The organism is Variovorax sp. WDL1 (assembly GCF_001541225.1).
Taxonomy (GTDB): domain Bacteria; phylum Pseudomonadota; class Gammaproteobacteria; order Burkholderiales; family Burkholderiaceae_C; genus Variovorax.
The window spans coordinates 27,765-46,098 of the sequence record NZ_LMTS01000336.1 but is presented as its reverse complement, the minus strand read 5'-3'; the positions used below and the strand labels follow the sequence as shown (position 1 = coordinate 46,098).

Genomic DNA, 18,334 nt, shown 5'->3' with positions numbered 1-18,334 from the left:
ACCAATCTATCCAGGAGCTAACTTGAAAAACCTGATCTCCAATCTGAACGTGCGCATCGCCATGGGCCTTGCCAACCACGCTGCACTGGGCCGCAACGTCGCAGTCGCAGTTGCAACCACTGCTCTCGCAAGCAGCGCCTTCGCGCTCGACGCCAACACATCCGTCAATTCGTTGATCCAGCTCTTCAAGCTGGGCATCACGCTCTTCCAGTGGGCGATGGTGCTGGGCGGCATGGCCTCGATCTGCTATGGCCTCCTGAAGTGGAAGAAGAAGGGCCAGGACAATGGCGGCGACCAGGTCGAAGCACGCCAGATCTGGATGCCGATTTCCGCTGGCGCCGCAATGATCTGCATCTGGGCGATCGTCGAGTTTGCGGTGACCGCCGCCGGTGGCAGCACTGGAGATATCGGGAAAGTGCAGAGCTTTTGACTTGGAAAATGGCGACAGAAAAGGAATTCGCGAAAATACGCTATTGCAGGGTTAAACTGTAGTAGCTAGAACGCGAATTTTCCTGCGTCCGAGAGGACGCACCATGCTGGTCGACGTCGGGGGAGGGTTCGTCCCTCCTGGCGGTCGGCCATTTTTGTGCCCAAGAAGAATGTTCAAACTCATCCCTGGTATCAAGCGCAGCGTCTTCCGAGACAACGACCCGCGGGCCACGCAAGCCGACGCGGTCTTTGTTGCGCGCCGGCCCCAGGTGCTTGAGAAGGCGCGCTATACGTGCCAAGGGTGCCTGTACCGCTCGATGCAGACCGCAAAGAAGCCGACCAAGCTGCAGGTGCATCACAAGGACGACGACCACCACAACAACGACGACGGCAATCTGGCGCCGATCTGCAGCTTGTGCCACGGTTACCCGCATCTGGGCTGCAAGACGGCCTCGACCGGCGGAGGCGGGGGCCTCGCCTCGGACGCGCAACTGGCGGCGATCCCCGAGCTCGCGGCGGCCGACCTGAACAACTTGCTGCGCGCCATCGGGGCGGCGATGTCCGACCCTAACGAGGCGGCGGTGGCCAGGCAGATCTACGACGTGCTGTGCGAGCGTGTTTTGCCCGTGCGCAAGGCGTTTGGTACCTCCAAGGCGTTGGATTTTGCCGGCGCCATGTCGAAGCTCAATTCGGTCGATTACGGCGCGCGCGGCGATGCCGTTTTCGACCTGCGCATCGTATGGAAGGCTGACGTGCTCAAGAAGGCCGGCGCTGACATGCTCGATGACCACCCATCGTTGAAGCCGAGCTCGTGGAATGCCTCCTACGGCGAACTCGTGGAAGAGGCGCTGGCCTCCCAAGCCTAAGCCCAAGGAATAGACGCTCAAGATGGCAATCACGCAGGCTCGCCAAGGTTCCTACCGCAACTCCTTCCCGTCCGAGGAGGAGCTGCCCACGGCCGTCGGTGCCGCCCCGGAATTCGGCGTGGCGCATTTCGATCTGCAGGACGTCACCTCCGGCGGCATCTGCTACTCGACCAACGGCGGCTTCCGGCGATTCCAGTCTGGCGGCGACCTGATGAACCTGATCTGGGTGACGAACTTGGACATGGTGCCCAAGCAACTCCCCAGCCTGCGCTCGAACAAGTTCCTGCAGACCAAGCTCACCACGCTGGCCGAGGATCTCGGCGTCGAGCTCACCGGCTTCAAGCAGGTGAACGGAGTCGACAAAGGCGGAATGGTCGACGTCGCGCGCGTGCTGAACCACACCCGCGACTTGGTCGTGGCCGCCTACCCGTGGAAGGCCCCTGATCGCGAATGGAACAAGCCTCGCTTGAGCGAGTGCATCGCCGAGCTGCTGCCTTCCGTGGAGCGCTCGGTGCCGCAGATCGAGGTCGCACTGCGCGGGGCCTACCAATCGTGGTCCAGCCCACAGATGCAGCAGAAGATGGTGTACGACCGCGGCTCGCGCATGATCTACTTCCGCCGCAACCGCGTCCAACACGCTTTGGACATCATGCGCACGCCGCTGCCGACGAGCGGTTGGTACAAGCAGCCATTCCTGGACATCGACAACCTGCTTGACCCGGGCCAGCCAACGCTGGTCGAGGTCGCGATCGAATGGAGGCATGCGGATGCGGACACGGTATCGCTCATCGCCTTCGGGGCTGACGCTTCCAACACGACGATCCGTCGCTGGGTATCGCAGATCGAGTTGACGTGGCTATTGAAGTACGCCCGGATTTCGGTGCTGTCAGCCTATCAAGCAAACGCAGCCGCACCTCTTCCGGTGCAACTGCAGCTTCCGAACGTGATTGCCGGCGATCCGATCTACCAGCTGTCGATTCCGCACGGCCTTGTCGCCGAGGCGCATTGGGCAGGCTTGGCGAGGCCCCTCTACAACCGCATGAAGCGCCATTCCGACTTCACCACGACCGCTGTCTGGTACCGGGCGATGGATCGTGCGATTTCATTCCAGATGGCCCTCGCGGCGAAGGAACTGGGCGGCAATGTGACCGGCTACGGTTCCGGCGGCGTGCAGGTGCGCATGGAGAACTTGTCAGTACAGCAATTGCTTGAAGTGGCCGATGCCGTCGGCGCCAGCCATCCGTGCCTGGCGTCCGAGATCGTCGGCCGGGAGAGGGGGGATTCTTGAACGCAGTAACCACAGACAGCGGGGCGCGACTCGCGCACATGCTCGCACAGGCGCCGGTCTCCGCCGGCCCCGACTACGCGGAATGGCTCACGATTTGGTGCCAGAGCGGAGCACGCAACGAGGGCGATGCGCAGGCGCAGCCATTTCATTTCATGCTCCGTAAGGACCGTGCGCCTCGCGACCTTCTGGACGAGGACAACCTCCTGCCGATGCGCAGGATGCTTTCGCATCATCCGGGCGCCCCGATGGCGTACGCCGAGATCTGCCGGCAGGCCTCAGGCTTCATGCGCCTGCGCTCGCTGGTCGAGTACCTCAAGGTCCAGTCCGAACAGCCTTCAGTGACGAACGCGAGCGACCAAGGGTCGTCGACTGCCTATGTGAGCCCGCTGCACGTCAACGAAGTCATGCGTGGCTTCCACATCGAGGATTCCGATGAGGCTGAGCAGGAGATTGCACGGATGCGTGCGATCGCCCGCGAGCAGGTGATGCGGGATTTGCTAGAGATCGCGGGAAGCGCCTCGGAGCATGCCTTCAACGCTGCGGCGAACACGTGGCTGCGCAAGGAATACACGCGGCGCCAGGCTGCCGAGAAGCCGCCTCGGATCGGGGGTAGCGCATCGGCCGCTTCCAGCGCCACCGGTGTGAGTAGCGAGCGGGGCCAAGACCAGGCGATAGCACTTCCGTCAGAGCGGCCCAGCCGGCTCGCCTTCCGCGCCGGCCCGCCGGTTGGACAGCAGCCGACTGAGGCGATCAAGACAGCTCCGGCGACCGACAAGCCGCTCAGCTTCGGGTTTCGCCGGCCGGCCGGCTAAGCCGCTCCGAGCACCCAGTTTTCCACGCGCGTCGAGCGCACCAGACATCCAGGACCTCATGCTCATCAACGCAATCGAGTCGTTCATCTACTGGGCCGGCTCCCAGCTTTCCCTCGGCGACACCGATCTGGCCTGCGACTGGCGCGCGCCGATCCAGACGGAGGCTGACGCCCCGGCAGAGATCATGGCGCTCAAGAGTGGCAGCGTCGTGTCGTTCATCGAGATCAAGGGCATCCGGCGATACGTCGGCGCAAAGGAGTTCGAGCACCTGGCGCAGAACCTGGCCACGATCCTGTCGAACCGGATGAAGGCAGGCAACGGGCGCAACCACAGCATGTCGTTCTGCTTTCGCAGCGACCCCGCAGGGTCGGTTCGCCTGGCGCGCGAGCTCATTGCACCCATGTCGACGACCGCGAAGCGTCTGGGGATGACCGAGACCGCCTTCTTCGACGCTCGAGTCGAGGAGCTCGCGCGCGCCTGTACCGATGAGGCCGTCTACCTGGCCGTCTTCACGCACCGCGCGGGCATGAACTCCAACGAGCAGGCCAACTTCGTCGAGCGCCAGCGAAAGGCGGCCGCCGAGCTGAGCAAGCGCAAGGTGAGCGTCGCCTACAACGACACGTTCTCGCAGTCGATGGCGCAGCCCTCCAACTTGCTCGTGACGCGCCACAAGTCCATGGTGGAGAACCTGGTCAAGGACCTGTCCGTCGAGATCAACACCGGCGGCACGTACCTCCTGGCGAACACGATGACCGTGCGGGAGGCTGCGAACATGGTGCGTCGTGTGTTCGACCACACGGATTTCCCCTCCACCTGGGCGCCGAGGTTCCTCGGGGACAAGGGCGCGATGGGGGCGAGCCCTGTGCGCCGGGCCGACGAGGCGGCGGTCATGCCTGTGGCGCTCTCGCGCCAGATGATCCCCGCGAGCTTCAGGGAAGAGTTCAAGTCGTTCGAGTTCGCCCGTCAGGGCTCCACTCTCTCGGCGAGCGTGGTCGTCGAGGTGCTGCCCGAAGAGGGTTCCCAGCCCTTCAACAAGCTGATGGAGAAGCTGGGCCGTACGATTCCGCTCGCCTATTCGCAGGACGTGATCCCCTCGGGCCTTGAGTTCCGCAAGTCCGACCAGTTCTTCGGTAGCTTCATGGCTGCCATGGGCGACTTCAACAAGGGGATCAAGCGCGGCTGGGACGAGCTCAAGAACATCGAGAAGGAGGGCGGCTACATCGCGGCGACGCGCATGACGCTCACCACCTGGGCCAAGACGGAGGAGCAGCTGCAGTTCCAGGTGGAATACCTGCGCAGCTCGATCGAGGCATGGGGGTCTACCGTTTGCTCCAATGAAACAGGCGAGCCGGCGCTCGCCGCCATCTCGACCGCGGCCGGGTTCTCGCGCTCCAGCTCGGCGCCTTACCTGCCGGCGCCAATCGGCGAGATCACCCGGATGTCACCCGTGGTGCGCGCGGCTTCGATCTGGAAGACCGGTCAACTCATCGCATCGACCCTCGAAGGCCGGCCGTATCCGATCGCGCTGGGCTCGGGCCTGCAGACCTCATGGGCGACGGTGGGCTTTGCGCCGACCGGCTCGGGCAAGTCGTTCTTCATGAACCTGCTCAATTCCGGGCTGCTCATGGCGCCAGGCGCCCAGGACGTGCCGTATGTGACGGTGGTCGACGTGGGCCCGAGCTCGAGGCTCATCATGGACCTCTACCGGGCCATGCTGCCAGCAAGCAAGCGCGATCAGGTCGTGTCAATCCGGATCAAGAACGCTCCCGAGTACACGGTCAATCCCTTCGACACCTTCCTCGGCCTGGACCAGTGCACGGAGCAGGACCGGGACTTCATCGTCGCGGTGCTGGGCACCATCTCGCCGGGCCTGGGACCTGAGGCCGACAAGTTCTTCCAGAAGCTGATCGCCGCGGCGTACGAGCGCTTCTCACGCGCCTCCTCGGACGCGAAGCCCTGGCAGAACGCCATGGATCCCGAGGTCGGCGCGCTGTACCAGCATCTGGGGAACGAGATCGTCGACGGCCGCACCCGGGTGTGGGACGTTGTGGATGCCTTGTTCAAGGCCGGCCACGTCGTCATGGCCGAGCGCGCGCAGCGCTATGCGATGCCGATCCTGAAGGACTTGTCGAAGGTCGTCTCGCAGGCCGACATCATGCTAATGTACGGCGAGGCACTGGCGGCCAATGGCGTGGAGACGATGGTCAAGGTGTTCCAGCGCAACCTGAGCGCGGCCTCGACCGGCACCTACACGCTGCTGAGCAGCTACACCCAGGCGAACCTCGGCGCGGCGCGTGCTATCTCGATCGACCTCGAGGAGGTGGTGGGCTCGACGACCTCGGAGGAGGGCCGCCGGCGTTCCGCTCTGATGTTCCTGTTCGCGCGCCGCCTGGGCGCCAAGAACTTCTTTGCGCGCTGGGAAGAGATCGCGCCGCTGGTCCCCGATCTGTACCGCCGGTACCAGAAGGATCGCGTCGAGAAGATGTGGGAGCAGATGAAGTTCCTCGAGTACGACGAGGTGCACTACGCCTCGGGCGCCGAGTCGTTCCAGATGCTGCTGCAGCAGGACTTGCGCGTGGGGCGCAAGTTCAACATGGTCACGATGATGATGAGCCAGCTGATCTCCGACTTCCCGGAGGCAATCATGGCCAACTCGACCAACTTCTATGTCTTCGGCCTGGGCGACGGCAGCATGGCCGACCAGGTGAAGGCGGCGTTCAAGCTGAGCGACGCGGAGATGCAGGCGATCAGCACGCACTGCCGCCGGCCAGGTACGCTGTTCGCGCGCTTCGCGACCACTGAAGGTGTCCTGGCCCAAGTGCTGAAGACCACCGCCAGCGCGCTCGACAAGTGGGCCTTCACCACGAACGCTGCGGACGCGCCGGTGCGCGCCGCGCTGGCGCTCAAGCTGGGCGGTACCGACGACAGCTACTGGCAGGCGCTGCGACTGCTGGCCAAAATGCTGCCGGCCGGCACGGCCAAGCCGATGATCGCGGCGCTCATGGCCGAGAAGGGAGAGTTCGACGTGAGCGACGAGTCGGTGTCGATGGACGTGGCCGCGCGACTCATCGTTCGGGCGCAGAGCGAAGGGCTGCTTTCTGCCGATGGACTCGCGGAGACAGAGACGGAGCTGGGGACAGTTTAGTGAGCGCCGGTACCCTTTGTGAATACGACAACATCAGCAAGTCGATATTCGTTCTCTCGTGCACCAGATCGCAATTCAACGCCTGCGCACGCCGCCAGCTCATCTAGCGCGTCCTGTACTTCGCTATCAGACACCTTGGATTGACCAGCTCTTTCCCGAACCTCGTTGAGTAGGGCTGCAATCTCGCCAAGGGAAAGATAGTCCTTTTCAGATTGGATCGTCAGTACGTACATGAGTTGAGCCGCGGTCTCCGCCAACGTGATCGTGAAAGCCGCTTTCAACACGTGGCTGGTGTGTATTACCGCAACTATCCCGGCGATGATTTCGGCAGCGAGAGGAAGGTGGCCGAGCGCCTCGGCACCGACCCCGACGGCTTCGATCATCAGCGGACGAAGTCGGAGTCGACGAATTCGCTTCAGATCCGTGAGCTTCTCGCTCACCGCCGTCCAGGTTCCATTGTTGGCCCGGTAAAGCCTAACGGCCCCGATTGGCTCGGGAGCGATCGCCCAAAAATAAAACATCTTCAACCGCTCAACAAAGGTGTATTGACCCTCATATTTCGCGACCAGATGTCGGGCTAGTTCCTGGGATGCCGCCTGCTGTTCCATGTTGCTCTTTCCGCTCCTGGTTGACGGGTGGACGTCGAGCTCGCGAAGCGGTCTCGATCCCAGGAGGGACCCGGAGAATAGGCGCCTCGGCGATGGGAGTCTCTCTGCGCGACCTCAATCCGTCAACTCGCCGGACAAGCTTTAGAGTGGCTGCGCCGCTCTCACGAGGAGGTCAGCTAGCCAGGGAGTACGGCGAGCTCAGTACCGGATGGCGCCGCAGCATTTCGGCCACACTGAACCTGTACCGATCCAACACGCCGGCCCGCAGCAGGGTGAACCCCCAGTCGAAGGACTGCCTCACTGCATGCGCCGCATCGATCGTTCCGTCGTTGTGCATGATCGCCAACGCCCGCACCAGCACCGTGGGCGTGAGCTCCTCATGGCGAGCGATGCGCAGTAGCGTCTGGAGCTCAGGCCCGATGCTCGTGTGGTACTCCTCGCTGAGGTATTCCTCGACGGTTCCGAGATCTCCGTAGCCTTCCATGGAGCGCACCGGTACCAGGATGGGGTCGTCTTGGTCGATGCCGTCGATCCAGCCCAGATCCACGCCGTCGATGTTCATGACCGAGAAGATGCAGTCCACCTGCAGGAGCTGCCGCTCGACCGGCAGGGTGAAGTCGCTCGCGTAGGGCGAGTAGAGCGCCGATGCGACGCGGATGGCTGAGCGTTGCGTTCCCAAGGCCTGGTCTCCTGTTTACCGGGGTGCACCGGGAGCCTTGTCCCGGAGCATCCTGTTCAGGCCGATCCGCCGGCCCTGTACGGCGCTGGCCAGCTGCACCGCCTTGGCGTTGGAGGCGGCGAACCGCTGGCGCGCGACGGCCTCGAACTGCTCTGCGCCGTCCGCGCGCAACTCGTCCGCGCTGTCCTGCTGTGGCGATTCGTCGTGGCGGCGCTGCGCCTGGCGCGCACGCAGTTCGTCGGTGCGACCTTCGGCCTGGTTCAGCTCGGCCAGGTCGGAGAGGGCCATGGCGTGCGCGTCCGCGCATCGGTCAAGCAGCACTTGGCGCTGAAACGCCGCGTGCTCCCGCGCCGCGCTGGCCATGGGCCGATCCGGGTCGGAATCAAGTGGAGGGGCCTCCTGATCGGTCAGGGGAGCTTCTTCGTGCCGGAGGTTGAGCCGTGGCTCGTCCCTGCGTGGCTTGATGCTGTCGGGCATCATGCCGGTGAACCGTTCCGCGGAAGCGTCCGTCGGCCTACCCCGCGTGGACGTGGCGGCTTGGCTGAAATGGGCGCGCTCGACCTCGCGCTGGATCTCCCGGAACAGCTCGAGCCCGACTGCATCCAGCTGAACGCTTCGACGGTCGCCTGATCGCCGGGCTGACTTTTGAGCGAGGATGTGATTGCGCTCGCGCAGCTGGAACATCTCTACCATGTTGAGGGCGTTGCCGGGCAGGTGCTGCATGTTCGTGTGCCTGCTGCCATCCCGGCCGGCACCCGTACCCGCTACGGTGCCCGACTGGGGATCGACCTCGTCGACGCCGAGGCCCGCGGCCGCATCCTCGCCAGCGTCCCCCGCGCCGACGCCGGTCCCCGAGCCCGAGGCCGAAGTCGAGGCCGACCCAACCCCGCTGCCGGAAGCCGCTGCCCCGGTTGCATTCGCGCGGGCGAGGCCGAGCGCCTCCATGAGGGAAGGGCGGCGGGAAGGCGTTGTCTGGGAGTCCATGGGGACAAAGCTCGTGTGAAGGGCGGGTGGGCCTAGTAGGCGTAGCTCTTCGAGGTGTGGCTCAGCGCGTAGGCGAACTCTTCGGTCAGGTCGCCGACCTCCTCGCGCGATTCCTTCAGTGCGATCAATCTGCCGCCGTCGACCACGTCCTCGCCGCCGAGATCCCGGATGAGGGTGACGGCGGCAGCGATCGCGTCATCCCCGGCCAGGGGATGCAAGGTGGTTCCGATCAAGAGGGCATGGCTGGCAATGGACATCTTTTTAGCTACTCAGGAGGCGCGTCGTGTCGATTGCGCCGCATTTGCGCTGCGACCGACACCGCTGTCATTGACCTTGAGAAGTTCGTGCCGATATCATAGTACGGTTAAATAGTTCAACGAGGGTTTGAGAGTATGAGCAGCATCAGCAACGTTTCCGCCGCCGCGAGCGAGCGGGCAGAGATTCCCGCATACCTTGCGAAGACCGCGTCCGCCCCGACAGTGATCGGTGTCCAGTCCAACTTCATCGGGGACCTCAGCATCAGCGAGGGCCAGGACCTGCACATTGAAGGTTGCGTGGTGGGCAATGTCTTCCACGGCGGCAAGGTCGTGGTTGCCCCATCGGGCATCGTGCTCGGCTCCATCTTCGCTTCGCACCTGGAGGTCCACGGAGTCGTCGACGCCCCTGAAGGCGAGATCCTGTCTGCGAATCTGGTGGTGCACGGCACGTCACGCATCACCGCAAGCGAAGTGACCGTGGCCGCCGGCTGCATGAATTACGAACGGGGCGGCTTCATGAGCGCCCAGATGGGCATGCTCGCCGCCGGCGAGGTCACCGAGCGCATCGTGTCGCTCCTGAGCAAGGAGCTCGATCGGGCGAAGGAACGTCGCGCCGCCATCGAGCACGCACGCAACGCTGCACGCTCCTCCAATGCGCCTGTCCGCGCCAGCGCTCCCCAGGCCGGCTACGCGGCAGCTGCTGCTTACGTCCCGGCGATCAATGACGAGCTGGCTCCCGCGGCAGCGCAGCCCGAAGTCGCTGTCGCGCCCGCCGCTGTGGTTGCAGAAGCTCCCGTGGGCGCTCCGGTGGCACCTCCCGCCTCTCCTCGCGTCCCCTTCGCCCTCGTTCCCCCGGTCGCCGATTCCGGAAGCGAAGAAGCCGACGAGTCGAACGATTCGAACGATTCGGACGAGTCGATTCGGGCTTACGCGGCCTGACGCCGCGAAGTGCCGAACCCTCGCCACTTCGTGCGTGAGGGTCCGGCTGTCCCCAGCGATCGCGACCTCCATAGATTCAACGCTCCCGCCGATGACCCCCAGTCTCTCCAGCATGCCCAAGGGCACTTTCGACAGCAAGCTGGCGAAGGTCGTCTTTGGCGACGACGTCACCCGCCAGCGCGGGCCGCTTTCCTCCGAGCAGCAAAGGGAATGCGCCGAGAAGCTCCTGCGATGGCTGGATTTGACGCCCTCGATCGTGATTGCGCGGCATGCCGGCGAAGTGGACCGGCAGCTCGTATCAAAGCTTCACGGCGAGCACCTCCGGGTGGTCGTCAAGTGGTTCGCCGAGAACGCTGCAAGCGTCGGAGCCCTCATGCCTAAGGTGACGCGATACGCGACCGCGATGACGCGTGCCGTGGGATACAACTCGCTGTATCAGCCAGGCCCTCTTGAGCGCTTCCGGCTCGCACTCGAGCTGGACAACCAGAGCGGTTCCACGTCGTCCAACGGAAGCTGACAATGGCTGACCCGAAGCTGCGTCGCGTCGCAAAGGTTGCGAACAGTGCGCTGGTCCCCAAGGGCGTGGGCCTGGCGGTCGGCCAGTTCGGCCGATCGAAGCAGAACCTGAGCGAAGCATGGCAAGCGGCGCGCGAGACGCGCCAGCGCCTGCTCAACGAATCGAAGCTTCCGGTCAAAACCGTGATCCTGAAGGACGGCACCGAGCACTACCTCCCTGCCGATCCGTCTGAACGTTTCGAATTCCTGTACCGCGTGATGGATTGGAGTCCCGCCCACCACGGGAGCCAGATCAGAGCGGCGCGCAGGGCCAAGCACGGCTCGATCATGATGACGATCCTCTCCTTCGCGCTGGTCTGCTTCATGATTTTCAACGTGCCGATGTGGATCGCCTTCCTGCTGATCCCGACGAGCCTGACCGTTCTTGCGGTCGGCGCCGCGACCACCTTCCGCTGGGCGCTCATCGAGTACCAGTACACCCGCCGCTCGCTCATCAACTTCAAGACGTTCATCGTCCAGCCGAAATTCTTCCGATGGATTTTCTGCTGATCACCGTCCTGGCCGGATCGCTCGGCATGGGTCAGCCCGCCCAGACCAGTCAGGTCAAGGTGGCACTTCCGGAGCAACTGCCTGCGAACTGCGTGCAGGCGGCTGCGAATCGATACGACGTGCCTGCCATGCTGCTGCTGGCCATCGTGAAATGGGAGTCGCGCGGCAAGCAGGCCGTGAACTGCAATAACGCCGGCGGCGGATGCGACCTGGGCATCGCGCAGATCAACACGAAGTGGTGGGCGCCGCATCTGATGAAGAACTACGGCATCGCGCCCGAGCGCCTGCTCAATGACAACTGCCAGGCCTTGATGGCCCAGTCGTACATCCTGCGCAAGGAATCGCTCGCCGAGCAGTGCAAGGGCAATCTGTGGTGCGCCGCCGCGCGGTACCACTCGCCCAACTCGACCGAGCTGCAGCAGAAGTACATCGCCCGGGTGTGGGATGCGCACCTCGGGATCTTGCAGCGAGGAGCGTTCTGATGGCGAAGGGGAACAGCGCTACGTCGAACGCGGCCAGCGCGGAGAGCCAAGCCATCCAGATGGTGCTGGGCATGGGGCTGGTCGTCGTGATCCTCGGCGCTGCGCTCTGGTTCACCGGCTCCAACCGGATCGTCTACTACTCGACGCCTTTCTTCAAGGCGGTCGCGCGGCTCTATAGCCTGGTACCGGGCGGCGGTTTGACGTGGGGACGCATCAGCTACCTGCACGACGCGTTCCGCGCCCGGCCGAAGGACGTTTCGATCTTCGACTTCCTGCGTTTCGTCGACATGGCGCTGCTGCCGCTGGTGACTCTGATGGCGATTGTCATGGGCGGCCTGGTCGCTTGGACCTTTACGCGCAAGGCGAACAAGCTGGCGCGCAAGCCGACGCCCGAGTCACTCACGCAGATCCTGTCCCGGCGCTTCTCTGGCGTCGTGCCGGTCATGCACCTGGGCTCGCAGCTGATCCTTGACCAATTGCCGAAATGGCGCCGCCAGATCTGGCCAGAGGAGGTGCTCATGAAGCACAAGATCAACGGCAAGCCCATGCTCACGGACAACAAGGTCAACCTCGACCAGATCCGCCTGTACTTCCAGGGCGAGCCGAGGCTCATGAAGGGCACCAACCGCCTCAAGAGCCACATGCTGGGCGTCCAGCTGGTCTCGGTCATGCACGACCGTGGCATCAAGGTGGTCTACCCCGATCGCATGAGCGCGACGGGCAAGGTCATGTACGCGCTGCTGGTGGCGCACGCCTTCGGCGGCAAGGAGGGCAAGGAGGACTACGAGCGCGCGATGAACGAACTCAACTACTCGTGCACGGCCCACCCGGAGGGTTTGCCCAATCTGACCGTTGCGCAGTGGATCTTCGACAAGTACCGCACCCACGAGAAGGCGGCGAATCTCTTCGCTGTGCACCATTGGGAGTACACCTACCTGTATGCGCTGTTCTTCATGGCCAAGCGCCAGGGGAAGGTCACGCACCGGCAGTGGATCTGGCTCAAGCCGCAGGACCGCATCCTGTTCTACGTGCTGAACACGGTGCTGCGCAAGGTGCCTCACACGGAATCGGCAGCGGTGTGGTGCCAGTTCGACTTCGAACGCAAAGCCGCCAAGGCCGGGCTCGTGCCGATCAGTCCCCAGGGCTACCCGCAGATCGTCGTGCAGCCGGCCGAAGAGGCGATGGTCGAGGCCTGGAATCATCACGTCAACGGCACCGACGACGACGAGGACAAGTGGTGGGCCGAGGGCCAGGTGTGGCGCCGTGCGAACAACGTGAAGTTGCAAGCGCCCCCGTTGCCGCCGGCAGAAGCGCTGACGTCTGCGAACGCCGATAGCCGGTTTGACGACGAGGCCCGTCGCGAGCGCGAGGAGTCTGCCCGCCGCTTCAACGCCAAGTCTCGCGACGGCGCCGAGTCCCTGATGGGTACGGGCGAGTCGATGGCCGACTTCGCGGCGCTGGCCGCGGCTGCCGGCCGAACAGGCGCAGCTGGCGGTGCTGGCGCAGCTTCTGGTGGCCTCGATTTCTGAATCCGAACACAAGCAAAGAATGAACGATCACAACCCCCAGCCAAGCGTGGCAAAGCCGGTACCGACACTGTCGCTAGTCGGCACCCCCTTCAACTTCGTCTATACGGGCGACGCAGATCCGGCGCGTACCGAGAACGTGCCGATCTGGACGGCAGTTCGTCCGGGCGAAGTTTGGAAGATCTGGTGGAATGGCCAGAAGTCCGAGCTCGAGCTGCGCTTCAACGAGTCGACCCTCTGGTCTTCGCTGGTCCACCAGTTGCCGGGTAGGCTTCAGGACCTGCCGGCCTACCGCCAGATCGTCGAGCAGTTCGCCCGTCCGAACGCTGGCGCGGCCGGTGCGGCCAGGGGCGCCGGTGCGGCAGGGACGAGCATCCTCAGCGCCGCGGGCAAGCGCCTGGCCGCGCAGGTCAACACGCCTCGCGCTCTCGGGCAAACGACACTGCGGTTCGTGCGCTGGTTCCTGATGTTCATGGGACTTGTGCTGCTGGTGACCATGTTCTCTCAGTGGCGGGCTCGCGGTCTCGGCAGCCTGCCGCCGGGCTCGCACTACGGTGTGACTGCGCCAAAGGGCGATCCTGTCGCAGAGAACCATGAAGTCCCTCCGGAGCTGCGCGACCGCACGCTCTCCGACAGCCTTTCGGCGACCGAGATGCAGGTCGTGGCCAACGCGACGCGCGAGATGGGCATACAGATGCGTCCGTCCGGCCAGCCTTTCGTGATCTTCAGCGACCCGAACTGCCCTTCCTGCAAGGACCTGGAGCCGAAGCTGTCGCAGATTGACCCGCGGTTCGTGCCCGTCATCGTGCCGGTTTCCTTCAAGGTTGGTTCGGAGGAGCTGGTCAAGAACGTGCTGTGCGCGAAGGACACGGTTTCGGCCTGGTCTGCGGCAGTCGGTGGCTATGCGCCCACGGGCGACGCGGTGAGCGACGGCACCTGCGCCGGCGCGGCGGACAAGGCCATGAAGGCAAACGGCGCCTTCGTCGCGCTGAACTTCACCGGTACCCCGACCCTGGTGTCGGCGACCGGCAAGGTGATCGCTGGCTCTGGGTCGCTCGACGACATCAACAAGTGGCTCGCTGAGAACGGTGGCCTGAAGGACGGCGCTGCGCGCTGATCCGCATGAAAGCTTTTCCCCTCAGTGGCCTGTTCGCGAGCGTGCGCGGCCTGCTGAACCGCCAGCCTCCTGAGCCGGGCCCTGCCCCTCAAGAGGTGCACGCTGATCCCTCGCCAGCGGTCGCGGATTGCGTCACCGCCTTTGATGACGGGCTGCGCGCCGCCGCGAAGGCCTGGTCGAGCGGCGCGCTGCTGCCCAAGGTGAATCCCCGGCGTGTGGAGCGCGTGCTCGAGGTGCTGGCATCGCGCGAGACGCTGGCGATCTCGGCACTTCTCGTGGAGATCGCGGCACCGGACAACGCAGTGTCCCCGGTATCCACGTTGACGGCGACCAACAACGTGATGCGCGAACAGTTCGTGCGCGGGGTGATGGGCGCAGTGATGGCAGCCATCGTGGACGTTGAGAAGGCGCACCGGGCCGGCATCCTCCAGGCCAGTGCGCTTCTGGATCGCACGCGCGACTGGATCGCGCGACCGCTTTACAGGCAGAGCCCAGGGCCAGGCTCGGACGTGAAGGAGCTGGAGGCTGCGAACGACGTGCTTTGCAGGATTGCCTCCGACGTGCTCGAAGGCAGCGATGAGCAGTCGGCTGCGATGGTGCGCGTGGGCATGGTCGGCCCGCTGGGTGTCGCGCTGCAGATCACCAAGATGCTGCAGGAGACGCCCCGTTCCGTGCTCGGCCTCCAGGTGGCGGGGTTCGAGTTCGCGGCGGCCGATGCAGCCGCGCATGCAGCCGGGGCGGCAGATCCTGCTGGCGCCGGCGTCAAGTCCTGATCGCCCGGCGGCAGGGCCTTCACTTTCAAATGTCCAGCGCCAGCGCTGCACCGGATCATCATGGCTCTCATCGAACAGCACCAGGAAGTAAAGCTCTCACGCAACATCGCCGATACGCGAGGCTGGGGCGACAAGTACGCTGAGAAGCTCTCGAAGCCCTCGTTCCTCGCCGTCAACGTCGTGGCGGTGGTGTTGGCGATGTTCGCGATCAAACCGCTCTTTCCCGTGTGGGTGGTGGCCTTCCTGTTCCTGTTCTTCACGCACCTGAGCTATCGCGTGATCCTGCCGCTTCGTTACCCGCCGGACGGCGTGGACGAGAAGGGCAAGGAAGGCGACGGCATCATGTACGTGGGACACGTGCGCTCGACCAATCCGTACGAGAACTTCCGCGAAGTGTGGATGGCCGACTCGGACCTGCGCACCCACTTCTTGATCCTGGGCTCCACTGGTTCCGGGAAGTCCGAAACCCTCAAGGGCATGTTCTACAACGCGCTGTGCTGGGGCTCGGGCTTCTTCCTGGCCGACGGCAAGGCGGACAACAAGATGCCGCTGGACTTGATGGCCATGTGCCGGATGCTCGGTGCGGATGACGACTTCCTGGCGCTCAACTTCCTGATCGGCGGCAGTTCACCCGAGAAGATCCGCGCGTCGCGCCGCCGGCGCACGAACATGATCAACACGTTCTCGGACTCGGACGCGGACACTCAGATCCAGATGGGCGCCAACCTGCTGCCGAAAGCAGAAGGCGACGGCAAGAGCTGGCAGGAGAAGGCCCTGAACTTCTGGCGCTCCCTGGTGGCGGCGCTTTGCTACAAGCGCGACACGCAGGGCTTCGAGATCTCGGTGGGCGCGTACATCGACTACATGGGCCTGCCGAAGGTCGAGGAGCTCTATGCCGAAGGCTATCGCGAGTACATCGAAAAAGGCGAGTGGTCCTACGGTTTCGTTGGTATCAAGAGCTACTGCGAGTCGGGCGGCTGCCCCGGTTTCATGGTCGATCGCGTGATCGCCAAGTACAACCTGCCGCCCGACCCGAACTCGGCGAGCCGCACGGGCCTGCCGACCGATCGAGGCCTGGGCGGCCGCGGCGCGCCGGCGGCGGCCGCGGGCAAGCCTGCCCAGAAGACCGAGCAGGACCAGGCCACCTACGACCAGCACGGCTACCGCATCGGCCAGCTCATGCCGGCGCTGAACCTGCTGGACAAGACTTATGGCCACATCTTCCGCGCGAAATATTCCGAGATCGACATGGTCGACGTGGCGCTGAACAACCGCGTGCTGGTCATGATGATCCCGTCGCTCGAGAAGTCCGCGTCGGAAGCGGAGAACCTGGGCAAACTGGCGATCGCGTGCCTGCGCGTGATGATGGGCCGCAACCTGGGCGCGGACATTGAAGGCGATCGCTCGATGGTGCTCGATTCGAAGGCGACGGAGGCGAACTATCCCTTCCTCGTGGCCCTGGACGAGCTGGGCTACTATTTCTCGGACGGCATCGCCGTGATGTTCGCCCAGGCTCGCAGCCTGGGCATGAGCATGATCGCCGCGGCCCAGGACATCGAAAAGCTGACCGAGGGGAGCCGGGCCTCCGAAGCGGGTGCGATGCTCGCCAACGCTGTCGCCAAGTACTTCATGCGGATCGACGATGCGCAGAAGACGCAGAAGCTGATCTCGGACTACGTGGGCAAGGCGCGTGTTGCGGTCTACAACCAGTACGCGCTCAACGCCGGCGGATTCCGTCGCGACATGGCGCTGTCGGTGGAGACCGTCGAACGCGTCACGATCGACGACATGCAGAGCATGAAGACCGGCCAGGGCCTGATCAACACGCGCGGCAAGACCTTCGGCATCGCTGGCTTCTACGTTGGCGACTACCTCGACAAGTACAAGATGAAGACGTTCCGGCTGAACCGGTTCCTTCAGGTGCGGCCCGTCTCGATGGCGGAGGTCGAGGCGAATGCGATCAAGGCGGACGCGCTCGAGGACAAGGTCTCCAAGGGCCTGAAGCTCATCGACATGCTCACCTACAAGACAAGCCCCAACCTGCAGGTCGAGGACGACATGCTGATCGGGCGGGTCTCGATGGTCGCGCAGGGCCTCCCCGCCAGCATCACCGGCGCCGAGCGAGGCGCAGCCCTCTACGTGGCGGCTCGCCGAGCTGCGGAGGATCTGGGCCTGATCAAGGTTGCCGCGACCGGCGCAGCTGGTTCGCTCGGCGGCGGGGACCGTCCGCTCACGGACGCCGCCGTTGGCAACACGGCCCAGCCAGGTGCTGGAGCGGCGGCTGGCGCCGGGGATCCGGAAGAGAGCGTGGGCCTGCCGTCATCGGGCGAGTTTGCATCGTTCACCAGGCCGGCCGGCGCACCGGCCGCGGAAGCTCAAAGGCAGGACGGCGTTGAAGCGACTGCGTCGCCGCTCGCGCCGGAGGTGAGCGACGATCCGTTCGCCTACCTCGACGATGCGATCTTTGAGCGCAGGCCCGTGGAGGAGGTCACCTCGCCCACGCGCCGCGCGCCGCCGGCGTTGCCGGTCGCGCCTGTGAAACCTGCCGCGCCAAGACCTGCACCTGTTGCGGCGCCGGCAGCCGCGCGGCCTGGTGCCATTGACGTAGACGCTTTCATCGACGGGGCGCTAGGCGCCGGCACTGCCGAGCCGGCCCGGCCCCTGGTCGCGCCGACGACGGCTCCCAGCGACCCTGCGGCCCTCTTTGCCGACCTGGACGGGCAGGGCGGTGCTCCGGCGGCTACGGATGCAGTTCAGGGCATCGCGGGCGAGCCACTCGTGGCTGCATCGGACATCTTTGCGCCGGACATCCTGTCGTCGGCTGTGAAAGCGACTATCGCCGCGCTCCTCTCCACAGGAGACGTGGTATACGAACATAATAATCGGGGCGCGGCCGGAAAAGACGCGGTTCCCACAGATAATGCGGCGGCGACATCAGTAGTACCAAAGGTGACAGCGTCCGCGACGCTCGGACAGAACCCGGGGTGGGTGACGAACGCGCTCGCTGGTGCTGAGACAACGCTCAAGAAGGTGGGCCCGGACGCGATCGGATTCGATGATCGGACCCGTGAGTTGGTGGTTTCAGTGGAGGCGGCGTTGGGCGGGCCAGACCCGCTGGCAGCCGCGCAGATCACGGAGCGGATCGTGGCTGCTCAGGTGACGCCGGTGGAAGACGACGATCTGCCGGACGGCAAGGAACAGAGCGTCGACGAGTTCCTGGCGAGTCTTGGTGGTGGCATGTAGGCCGAGTTTTTTGCGCTTAGCATGTGGTTTCCTGAAAAAAAGGGGCGGACACCTACTGGTTACGGTCTGCCGGACTGATATAAACGTTTGTGCAGCAGCTATTCCGTGGAAAATTGAATCG

General features: G+C 64.4%; 17 protein-coding genes. 13 read left to right on the top strand and 4 right to left on the bottom strand.

Going from position 1 to position 18,334, the window contains the following annotated elements:
- The first annotated feature begins 22 nt into the window (after positions 1 to 22).
- From APY03_RS38030 to APY03_RS38010, 5 genes are all read left to right on the top strand, one after another.
- A complete protein-coding gene (locus tag APY03_RS38030) occupies positions 23 to 430 on the top strand; it encodes a DUF6750 family protein (RefSeq protein WP_068685748.1) in 408 nt (135 codons plus the stop codon).
- 103 nt (positions 431 to 533) lie between these two features.
- Positions 534 to 1,295 carry a hypothetical protein gene (locus APY03_RS38025; RefSeq protein WP_146041339.1) on the top strand — a complete coding sequence of 254 codons (762 nt, stop codon included), beginning with the start codon at positions 534 to 536 and terminating at the stop codon, positions 1,293 to 1,295.
- Between the two features lie 22 nt (positions 1,296 to 1,317).
- Positions 1,318 to 2,583: a hypothetical protein gene (locus tag APY03_RS38020; RefSeq protein ID WP_068685744.1), complete on the top strand. Its 1,266-nt coding sequence runs from the start codon at positions 1,318 to 1,320 to the stop codon at positions 2,581 to 2,583.
- Positions 2,580 to 3,395 carry a hypothetical protein gene (locus APY03_RS38015; RefSeq protein ID WP_146039587.1) on the top strand — a complete coding sequence of 272 codons (816 nt, stop codon included), beginning with the start codon at positions 2,580 to 2,582 and terminating at the stop codon, positions 3,393 to 3,395. Before APY03_RS38020 ends, APY03_RS38015 begins: the two co-directional genes overlap by 4 nt.
- A 58-nt stretch (positions 3,396 to 3,453) precedes the next feature.
- The gene (locus APY03_RS38010; RefSeq protein WP_068685739.1) at positions 3,454 to 6,540 is read left to right on the top strand and encodes a hypothetical protein; all 3,087 of its coding nucleotides are present in this window, start codon (positions 3,454 to 3,456) and stop codon (positions 6,538 to 6,540) included.
- On the opposite strand, the gene APY03_RS38005 is transcribed toward APY03_RS38010, so the two are convergent.
- The 4 genes from APY03_RS38005 to APY03_RS37990 form a co-directional block, all read right to left on the bottom strand.
- A complete protein-coding gene (locus tag APY03_RS38005; protein ID WP_068685737.1) occupies positions 6,537 to 7,148 on the bottom strand; it encodes a hypothetical protein in 612 nt (203 codons plus the stop codon). The two genes, APY03_RS38010 and APY03_RS38005, sit on opposite strands and share 4 nt — an antisense overlap.
- Positions 7,149 to 7,320: 172 nt before the next feature.
- Positions 7,321 to 7,827 (bottom strand): hypothetical protein, encoded by a 507-nt coding sequence (locus APY03_RS38000; RefSeq protein WP_068685735.1) that lies wholly within the window; start codon positions 7,825 to 7,827, stop codon positions 7,321 to 7,323.
- Between the two features lie 15 nt (positions 7,828 to 7,842).
- Positions 7,843 to 8,772: a hypothetical protein gene (locus APY03_RS37995; protein WP_068685733.1), complete on the bottom strand. Its 930-nt coding sequence runs from the start codon at positions 8,770 to 8,772 to the stop codon at positions 7,843 to 7,845.
- Positions 8,773 to 8,843: 71 nt separating this feature from the next.
- Positions 8,844 to 9,068 (bottom strand): hypothetical protein, encoded by a 225-nt coding sequence (locus APY03_RS37990; protein ID WP_068685732.1) that lies wholly within the window; start codon positions 9,066 to 9,068, stop codon positions 8,844 to 8,846.
- A gap of 135 nt (positions 9,069 to 9,203) precedes the next feature.
- Here APY03_RS37990 and APY03_RS37985 point away from each other — a divergent pair, with 135 nt between their 5' ends.
- The 8 genes from APY03_RS37985 (at position 9,204) to APY03_RS37950 (ending at position 18,213) form a co-directional block, all read left to right on the top strand.
- Positions 9,204 to 10,007 carry a bactofilin family protein gene (locus APY03_RS37985; protein WP_068685729.1) on the top strand — a complete coding sequence of 268 codons (804 nt, stop codon included), beginning with the start codon at positions 9,204 to 9,206 and terminating at the stop codon, positions 10,005 to 10,007.
- A gap of 91 nt (positions 10,008 to 10,098) precedes the next feature.
- Positions 10,099 to 10,524 (top strand): hypothetical protein, encoded by a 426-nt coding sequence (locus tag APY03_RS37980; RefSeq protein WP_146039589.1) that lies wholly within the window; start codon positions 10,099 to 10,101, stop codon positions 10,522 to 10,524.
- Between the two features lie 65 nt (positions 10,525 to 10,589).
- Positions 10,590 to 11,072 carry a hypothetical protein gene (locus tag APY03_RS37975; protein ID WP_146039590.1) on the top strand — a complete coding sequence of 161 codons (483 nt, stop codon included), beginning with the start codon at positions 10,590 to 10,592 and terminating at the stop codon, positions 11,070 to 11,072.
- Positions 11,057 to 11,554: a lytic transglycosylase domain-containing protein gene (locus tag APY03_RS37970; RefSeq protein ID WP_068685723.1), complete on the top strand. Its 498-nt coding sequence runs from the start codon at positions 11,057 to 11,059 to the stop codon at positions 11,552 to 11,554. The genes APY03_RS37975 and APY03_RS37970 overlap by 16 nt, the downstream gene beginning before the upstream one ends.
- On the top strand, positions 11,554 to 13,083 hold the full coding sequence (locus APY03_RS37965) for a secretion/conjugation apparatus DotM-related subunit (RefSeq protein ID WP_068685721.1): 1,530 nt from the start codon (positions 11,554 to 11,556) through the stop codon (positions 13,081 to 13,083). The genes APY03_RS37970 and APY03_RS37965 overlap by 1 nt, the downstream gene beginning before the upstream one ends.
- A 19-nt stretch (positions 13,084 to 13,102) precedes the next feature.
- A complete protein-coding gene (locus APY03_RS37960; RefSeq protein ID WP_068685719.1) occupies positions 13,103 to 14,197 on the top strand; it encodes a thioredoxin fold domain-containing protein in 1,095 nt (364 codons plus the stop codon).
- Positions 14,198 to 14,202: 5 nt separating this feature from the next.
- Entirely contained in the window at positions 14,203 to 14,970 is a 768-nt protein-coding gene (locus APY03_RS37955) for a hypothetical protein (RefSeq protein WP_068685715.1), read from the top strand.
- 60 nt (positions 14,971 to 15,030) lie between these two features.
- The gene (locus tag APY03_RS37950; RefSeq protein WP_068685714.1) at positions 15,031 to 18,213 is read left to right on the top strand and encodes a type IV secretion system DNA-binding domain-containing protein; all 3,183 of its coding nucleotides are present in this window, start codon (positions 15,031 to 15,033) and stop codon (positions 18,211 to 18,213) included.
- Positions 18,214 to 18,334 lie beyond the last annotated feature (121 nt).